The sequence below is a fragment of the Nostoc flagelliforme FACHB-838 genome, from assembly GCF_014698065.1.
Classification (GTDB): domain Bacteria; phylum Cyanobacteriota; class Cyanobacteriia; order Cyanobacteriales; family Nostocaceae; genus Nostoc; species Nostoc flagelliforme_B.
In genome coordinates this window covers 1-7,460 of sequence record NZ_JACJSI010000290.1, presented here as the reverse complement: position 1 = coordinate 7,460, position 7,460 = coordinate 1, and the positions used below count along the sequence as shown (strand labels likewise).

The window sequence follows — 7,460 nt, the reverse complement described above, 5'->3', positions numbered from 1 at the left end:
GAATTGCTTGCTGTGTATGTGTTGCATAGTTCATAATGGAAATCTCCTTAATCGGGGAAAAGGCGATCGCTGAGTTTGCGAGACGGGGCGATCGCTTTTGTTATGTGTGCAAATAACGTTGTGGTTTAGCACAACGCTCTCAAAAAGATTTGGCGTAGCCATCAAAGCTAGTTGCTAAGAGCATTATCAAGACAATAGATGTACAGCATCAGGGGACGTGTAGAGCTTTAACAACGCCAAAAGCTAATCGTCTAATGTCTTTTGTTAATCATTTACTAAGTGCAAATCCATTTCCAAACTGTGTACCCCTCGCCTTCTCTGGTTGTGCCAGTGCCTCGGTTACTCATCAAGCCGTCACTCTGGATTGTGCTGTCATGGTTCTGTAGTAATCGCATCTTTATTTACTAGGAGGCGTTGCGCTTATTTCCTCCTTCATATTTACTATGTTAGTACGAGTTAGTACATTTGTCAATCTAGTTAGTACGGAACCCCAGTCTAATATATTTCCTGATAGAATAAATCGTACTAACGGCTTGTGATAACCTAAAACAAAAGGAGATTGTCTATGGCTATTGAATCTCGTCTAACCATTCGCATTGAAGAGGAGATACGAACAGCTTTTCGGTCTAAAGTCGAAGCACAGGGCAAAACTGTTACAGATGTACTTTTAAAATTTATTAAAGAATATGTAGAGACAGAAAATTCGGAAAATGGCCATGATGTAGCCCAGATTGAGCAAAGGGTTCAAAGACTTGAATCTCTTGTAGAGGAATGCCTGGGGGAATTAGTCGCCTGAGAGAGGAGAACACCACTCTCAGGCAATGGCGTGATCACATTATTAACACTGTTATCAAGGACAAACCCGCCGAGCATTAGGTGGGTTTTGTTTTTTATAGATCACAGCGTACTAACTCGTGCTAACATAGTTTTTTAGTTATGTACGAGCTTATACAGTTATGAATCCCACGCCATTTTTATTTGAGTCACTAGAAAACTTTATTGACATATTTACTCTTGGACTAAGTTAAAAGCGATCGCCTCCCGCCAAGAAGAACAATCGCCCAGACTAATCCTTTAGCAAAGAAATAGTATGTCTAATTTACCAGTTTTCCAGCTACTCCTCCAAGACAATCCCAATTTATTCAGCACAGAAGGCTTATCCTCACTGCTGCAAGACTGCCTTAGACTGAAATACCCCAAACGGCATAAGTTCATTTACCCTTCACTGTTAGACAGGCAAGTTTACTTAGAACTTGCTGGGCTTGGGAACGGTGATGCTAAACATGATGAAATTATTCACCGGATCATGACAGACCCTAAAGGCTGGTGTTTGGATGCCCCATCATCCGTACATGAAGGGGCGCGATTCTACGACAGCATGGGTAAGATGTTTGGCCCTAACTTTGGCACTGAACTTTTCCTCTACCACAGGATTAGAGACAATATTCAGGATATTCAGAAAAACTTGGTCATCTCTGGAGTCAGCCAGCGAAACATTTCAATCCGTGATCGCTTGTTCTCCTACCCGACAGTAGAGGATCAACTGCTCACGCTGGAGAGCGATCGCATCATTCTTCAAAAAGTAGTTCCAGAAATCATCCAGTTTTTTGTCAGGCTTGTTCAGATCGCGCCTGCATATAACTTGTTTTTGGTGAATAAGGACAAGAGAAATATTAACGCTTCAGTCACTACAGTTGAAAGTTATGCACCAAAGGCAGTCATTGCAGACATTTATGCTGAGTCTTGTAACTGGGAGAAATCAGAACAGAACTGCTGGCGAGGAAAAAGTACTTTCAAGAAAGACCCAGACGAAGTTCATTTATACCTTCATCTTGATCATAAAGAGAACGAAATTATTTACTTTAAAGCGGTTTACCCGGACTTGAATCGATTCGTAAGGTTTGCTGAAGTCGCCTAATAACCACTAAAAGCGATAAGCCTAACGGCTCCTGCAAGTTCTTTACTCCCTGCAACATTCCTAGTATTTGCCATAGTGAGCAATAAATATGCTGACACTAGAAAAAGAACAAACAACAGCACTTGATTACAGTGTTGTCAACGCCAGCATCCAGGAAACCTTCACCGCCATCGAACGATTCGAGTGGCAAGCGGTAAATGAAATCCTCCAGATGAGAGAACAGCAGCTTTACCTGCAAGCTGGATATAATAACTTTGAAGAATACTGCCAGCGTGAATTATACGCCTGGGGTGGATACCGACGAATCAACCAACTGCTAGGAGCCAAAAAGGTCATAGACGCAGTTGGCGAATTGGGCGAACACATCAAAAATGAGCGTCAGGCTCGTCCGTTGCTACGGCTAGTTAAAGAACCAGAGAAACTAAAAGCTGCTATATCCCTGGCACTGAAAGATAACCCTTCCCCTAGTGAATCAGACTTTGCTGCTGCCGCAAATATTGTGGTTCCTCAACTTCCACGCAAAAAGCAATCTATTCAGGAACCATTGGTTCCCAAAATTCAAGAACCAGTGGTTCCTCAAAAAGCCAAAGTCACAGTAGTTTCACAACAGTCATACCCAAGGTATGGAGAAGAAGGAACCATTGAGGCAGATGCACCGAATCGCTGGCAACAGATTGTCACCTTTGCTGATGGCGAAAGGTTGTTGATCAACAATGCTGATTTAGATGCCGCTAGTGTCCCATTTTCCAGAGGGCGGAACTATCCACCAGAATATACCGAAGCGATCGCTGCTATTGAAGAACGCCATAGACAGGAGTTAGAGAGACTTTCCCAGGACTTGAGGATTGGTTTGCAAACAGAGGCCGCAGCCAGAGCCGAAGCCCAGGTACAAGAACAAATCCAATCCTTGCAAAACCTGTACAAGCAACAGAAAGAGCAAAATATCCAGTTGCAGCAGCGATTGGATGAAATGGAGGGGTTGAAAAAACTGGAGGCTGAGAATCAGCAGCTTAGACAGCGTATTCAGGATTTGGAAAATTCTAAAGAGCCTCGCACTGGACAAGAGTGGCGGAATACCTACACTAAACAAGGGGCTAAAGCGTTAAACAAGAAGGTTCAGCAAGCCCTAGAGAAAACCATTGACCTGCGATCGCTGGCCCAGGAACCGCCGAAAGAAAACGCTCAGGAATGCTTACGGTTGATGGGGATGGCGTTGAAGAATCTCGCTAGTGCTATGAACAATACCCAAGCCCTTGAAGCTGCGGCGATAATTCTGGGGAGTGAGCCAACGCCTATTGCGATTGCTTATCGAGCCGAACAATTAGAAATGCTACCCCAAACGGTTAGTGATATTCGGGGGGTGCTAGCTAAACCTGGGTGTACGTGGCAGGACTATTTGGCAGTAGCGCAAGAGTATGAGGTAATCAAACAGGACTACTGGGCGGAATTGACCAGTGAGGAAATAGAACTAATCAAATCTCTTGAAATTGCTTCTCATCCTCCAATTATCAGAAAGGGTTCTATCGTTGCCCACGCCGACCCATACCGCACTTTGTATGTGGCCAGAGGAGAAGTGATTGAGGATTTAGGAGACGAGGTAATCGTTGCATGGGATCACTGGCAAAAGGAATCTAAGAAAACTGATAGGTATTTCCGAGATGAATTGCGATTCTGGCAGCCTCAATAGGCTTTCAGTGTATCGGTGACTTTTTAGACAACCAAATACAAGCACCAAGCCCCGCATCACAGTGGGGGAAATTTCTGTGCGTCAATACAACAGGAGATTGAAAGATGACTACAACCATTACCCGTCCCAAGCCCAAAAAGGCTGCTGCCGCTAAAGTACAGTCACCATATAAGCGGCTTCATGTGATTATTCCCATTGAAGATTTGCTCTGGGCATCGCAACAAAAGCCATCAGTTACGCAATTGTGGCAAGAGTGTTGGACGGCTGACCTTATGGCTCTAGGTGGATGCCTCTGACTTCTGCTTTGGGGTATAGTACTTTTATCTCTGCAAAGAAAATTCTCTCCGACAGTGGGCTATTCATTTTTAAGCCGGACAAGTCAATTCAGGATGGCAGGGAAACGGCTAGCTGGATGGTGAAGAATTTACACGGTAGCCGAATGAAGGAATTTTGGGAGAAAGCTAATGCTGTGTCACCAAAACCAGATGCTGAAAAACAAGAATCAAATGCTGAGATTTCAGAGAAAGATGCTGGCTTTGAAGAAATACGTGCTTTAAATCAAGCATCTATTTTAGGTCAAAGTCAGCCACAGCAAGGATTCCAGGAAACCTCACGAACTACTCAGGAACATCTCACCAACTCATCAAATGAGTTGGTGAGATGTTTCTCTGACACGCCTACACAAAATCTGCATGAGGAGGAGACGGCTCACGCGCCCTTGGGGGGCGCTTCGCCTCAATCGGTTCAAAGCGTGTCAGAGAAGGGGGAAGAGTTACCTGCGGTAACGGAGTGTAGATCGCTGACGCTTGTGGAAACTGCACCGAGTCAATCTGCTTCGATGTTCGCTGAAAACCAAGTCTCTGGTCTTGAAGCGATATTCCCTCATGAAGGTATTTGTTCCGCCGCGCCCGTCGCTCGAAATGAATTTTCTTCAACTTCAGCGATCACAGATCAGAAAATAGAACCGAGTTGTCCCTCTGCTGAGTTGATGACTGAAAATTCAGTTACGGGTGCAGAAATGAAAGCGGATCATGAGTGTGAAAGTTCCGCCGCGCCCGTGCCAAATCCCGAAAAGTGGTCGCATGAGGCGATTGTTGCGAGGTCAAATATGCGACCGGAACGTATGCAGAAACTCAAGGTTGCGGGAAATTCGGGGCAGAATCCGGGGTTTAACTTTTTGCAAGAGTGTTGGAATGACGATCCGGCTTTGCAGATTGTGATTAAAAAGTTGTTGGTGAGGTTTCCACAGTGGAGGATTGCGATTGTTGATGGGGTGTTGGTGAAGTGGAATAATTCGCGCTCACAGAACTTTTTGTTCTACTGAATGTACTGCACGTATAATTTCGATTACTGGTAAAGGGTGCAAACTCTTTTTTAGAAGACTATGCAATATAAAAACTGCTTTGGACTTTTCCTAGAGCAGTTTTGGGCAGTGAAATTTACCAAGCCTCTGGTGAGGAGATCACAGACTTTAAAAATCATAGATCAGTTTTGTGCCACTGCCGACCATCGCGCACCAACAAATCATCTGCTGCCGATGGGCCCCATGAGCCTGATACGTAGTTAGGAAAGTTTTCAGGTGATGTAGTTGTCCAAGCCTCCAGAATAGGAGTGACGACCCTCCAGCCCAACTCTACGTTGTCTGCTCGTTGAAACAAAGTCGCATCACCGATCATGCAGTCATACAGCAACGTTTCGTAGCCAGTACTCGGAATCGTGCCAAAATAGTCAGTGTAGCAAAAGCCCATTTTTACTGCATCCATTGCCATAGCCGGGCCAGGCACCTTTGCACCAAATTGCAGGTGAATACCTTCTTGTGGCTGAATGCGGATAGTCAAGAAATTAGGTGTGAGGCGAGCAATCGACGTTTGACGAAACAATAGTGAGGGTACTTGCTTAAACTGAATTGCAATTTCAGTTACGCGTTTAGCCAAACGCTTGCCAGTTCGTAGATAAAACGGCACCCCTGCCCAGCGCCAGTTGTCGATGTTCAGCTTTAAAGCAGCATAAGTTTCAGTGGTAGAGTCTGACGCAACTCGTGGCTCTGCTCGATAAGCAGGCACTTGGGTATCCTTCACCATTCCCGCAGCATACTGCCCCCGTACAGCAAACTGTTGTACATCTTCAGCAGTGAGCGGAATGATGGACTTCAATAGTTTTGACTTTTCATCACGCACCTCATCGGCTGAAAACGAGATCGGCGGTTCCATCGCTATCATTGCCAGCAGTTGAAACAGATGGTTTTGCACCATATCCCGCACTGTACCTGTACCTTCATAGAAGTTGCCTCTGCCTTCGACTCCAACCGTTTCGGCTACGGTAATCTGTACGTGATCAATATGTTCACGATTCCAAATCGGTTCAAACAAGCCATTACCAAACCGAAACACCAAAATATTTTGTACAGTCTCTTTGCCCAAATAGTGATCAATGCGGTATATCTGTTTTTCTTGAAGGACAGCACCAATGGATTTATTTAAAGCACGAGCCGAGTCTAGGTCGTGCCCAAATGGTTTTTCAATGATGACTCGCCGCCAGTGATCCTTGTCTTCGCGCACTAATCCTGCTGCGCCAAGCTGCGTAATGATGTCGCCAAAAAAGTTAGAGCCAGTTGCTAGGTAGAACAAATAGTTTCCTTTAGTGCCACAGTCTTGATCTACTTGAGTGAGCAAGTCTTGCAACCGATGGTAAGTGTCATCTGAGTTAAACTCACCTGCAAGATAGTACAGCTTCTGCTCAAGCGGTTGCCAGACATTCACGTCTACAGGAATCGTTGCGAACTGACGAATGTCTTGGGCAAGTTTACTGCGAAAATCGTCCTGGCTCATTGGAGTATGTGCGACTCCAATGATCGCAAATTCTGGCGGCAGCAAATTGCTTTGTTTGAGGTTGTAGAGGGCAGGAAGCAGCAGACGCTTGGTTAAATCTCCCGCTGCCCCAAAGATAACGATCACGCAGGGTTCTGGCGGATGGATTGAGGCTTCAACAGAAACCTGGGGCGTGGTGGCAGCCGTCATGGTTGAATCTCCGCATATTCTTCAAGATGTCACCAAACTATAGCGCATTGTAGACAGCAGTTTGTCTATAAACTCACCTTCGCCTCTAGAGTTAAAGTTTTAGTATATTACAGCACTCAGCACTGGTGCAGATATATTTTCTTTAAATTGCAATTTTACAGGGAGCCTCTGCCTACACCGCAAGGGAAAACGTAGAGATGATACGGCAATAATGCTATTTTCACTGAAGCTAGCACATTGTCAATAAAAGCTGTAAATAAATTATCGCTGTGCCTCAAATAGTACTCTTTCGAGGACTGGGCACGCTAAATTGCCAATCCTAATATAAGGGTTAGATTTCATCGCAAGCGCCATTAAGCATCTCCAAAATTGAACCAAGAAGGCAGTTAAATCCGTCGCGCCCGTCGCAGAGGATTTAACTGCTTTTGAAAAACAAGCCCAAACCAGCCTTTCCACAACTCTTAAAAAAGAGAGAAAAACGGAGCCTACACAGGCCAAATCTGCTGTGAAGGATTGGTTTGAGTGGGCGAGACGGCAGAGAATTGTGATTGCAATGTCCGGTGAGGTTGTAGGATTGCTCTTGATGATGGGACGGTATCCGATGTGCGCGAGACTCCCGCTTTTTCAGCGATTACAAAGCATCCGTGCGATGTATCGATTCAATCAACTCCTCAACTTCTTCTTCGTCCAAGCATTGTTTCACTTGGATGCTGAACCACTGGGATTCTTCCAGTTCTGTGCCCTGGACTTGATAGACCAGTAATGTTCCTGCAACACGGGCAAGAGTAAGAGGTGATGGGGAAACGTGGCTCAGTAGATCACACGCATTCTGGTATAT

At 45.1% G+C, this 7,460-nt stretch carries 6 protein-coding genes and 1 pseudogene; 5 read left to right on the top strand and 2 right to left on the bottom strand.

What is annotated here, in order from left to right:
- Nucleotides 1-565 precede the first annotated feature (565 nt).
- The 5 genes from H6G97_RS41120 (at nt 566) to H6G97_RS41105 (ending at nt 4,929) form a co-directional block, all read left to right on the top strand.
- Complete coding sequence (locus H6G97_RS41120; RefSeq protein ID WP_109012804.1) at nt 566-796, top strand: hypothetical protein; 231 nt, start codon at nt 566-568, stop codon at nt 794-796.
- 294 nt (nt 797-1,090) lie between these two features.
- A complete protein-coding gene (locus H6G97_RS41115; RefSeq protein ID WP_190946355.1) occupies nt 1,091-1,918 on the top strand; it encodes a hypothetical protein in 828 nt (275 codons plus the stop codon).
- Nucleotides 1,919-2,006: 88 nt separating this feature from the next.
- On the top strand, nt 2,007-3,605 hold the full coding sequence (locus tag H6G97_RS41110; protein WP_190946354.1) for a hypothetical protein: 1,599 nt from the start codon (nt 2,007-2,009) through the stop codon (nt 3,603-3,605).
- 104 nt (nt 3,606-3,709) lie between these two features.
- The gene (locus H6G97_RS53865) at nt 3,710-3,901 is read left to right on the top strand and encodes a hypothetical protein (RefSeq protein WP_242055923.1); all 192 of its coding nucleotides are present in this window, start codon (nt 3,710-3,712) and stop codon (nt 3,899-3,901) included.
- Nucleotides 3,892-4,929, top strand: coding sequence for a hypothetical protein (locus H6G97_RS41105; protein ID WP_242055922.1), 1,038 nt, complete (start codon nt 3,892-3,894; stop codon nt 4,927-4,929). Before H6G97_RS53865 ends, H6G97_RS41105 begins: the two co-directional genes overlap by 10 nt.
- Before the next feature lie 154 nt (nt 4,930-5,083).
- Here H6G97_RS41105 and zwf read toward each other — a convergent pair whose 3' ends face one another.
- Complete coding sequence (gene zwf, locus H6G97_RS41100; RefSeq protein WP_190946353.1) at nt 5,084-6,622, bottom strand: glucose-6-phosphate dehydrogenase; 1,539 nt, start codon at nt 6,620-6,622, stop codon at nt 5,084-5,086.
- 631 nt (nt 6,623-7,253) lie between these two features.
- A pseudogene (locus H6G97_RS41095) lies at nt 7,254-7,460 on the bottom strand (hypothetical protein); the annotation flags it as partial.

What these genes read in the sequence shown, in the direction of transcription:
- H6G97_RS41105 (WP_242055922.1), top strand. Translation starts at nt 3,892, where the DNA reads ATGCCTCTGACTTCTGCTTTGGGGTATAGTACTTTTATCTCTGCAAAG.
- H6G97_RS41115 (WP_190946355.1), top strand. Translation starts at nt 1,091, where the DNA reads ATGTCTAATTTACCAGTTTTCCAGCTACTCCTCCAAGACAATCCCAAT.
- H6G97_RS41110 (WP_190946354.1), top strand. Translation starts at nt 2,007, where the DNA reads ATGCTGACACTAGAAAAAGAACAAACAACAGCACTTGATTACAGTGTT.
- H6G97_RS53865 (WP_242055923.1), top strand. Translation starts at nt 3,710, where the DNA reads ATGACTACAACCATTACCCGTCCCAAGCCCAAAAAGGCTGCTGCCGCT.
- H6G97_RS41120 (WP_109012804.1), top strand. Translation starts at nt 566, where the DNA reads ATGGCTATTGAATCTCGTCTAACCATTCGCATTGAAGAGGAGATACGA.
- zwf (WP_190946353.1), bottom strand. Translation starts at nt 6,622, where the DNA reads ATGACGGCTGCCACCACGCCCCAGGTTTCTGTTGAAGCCTCAATCCAT.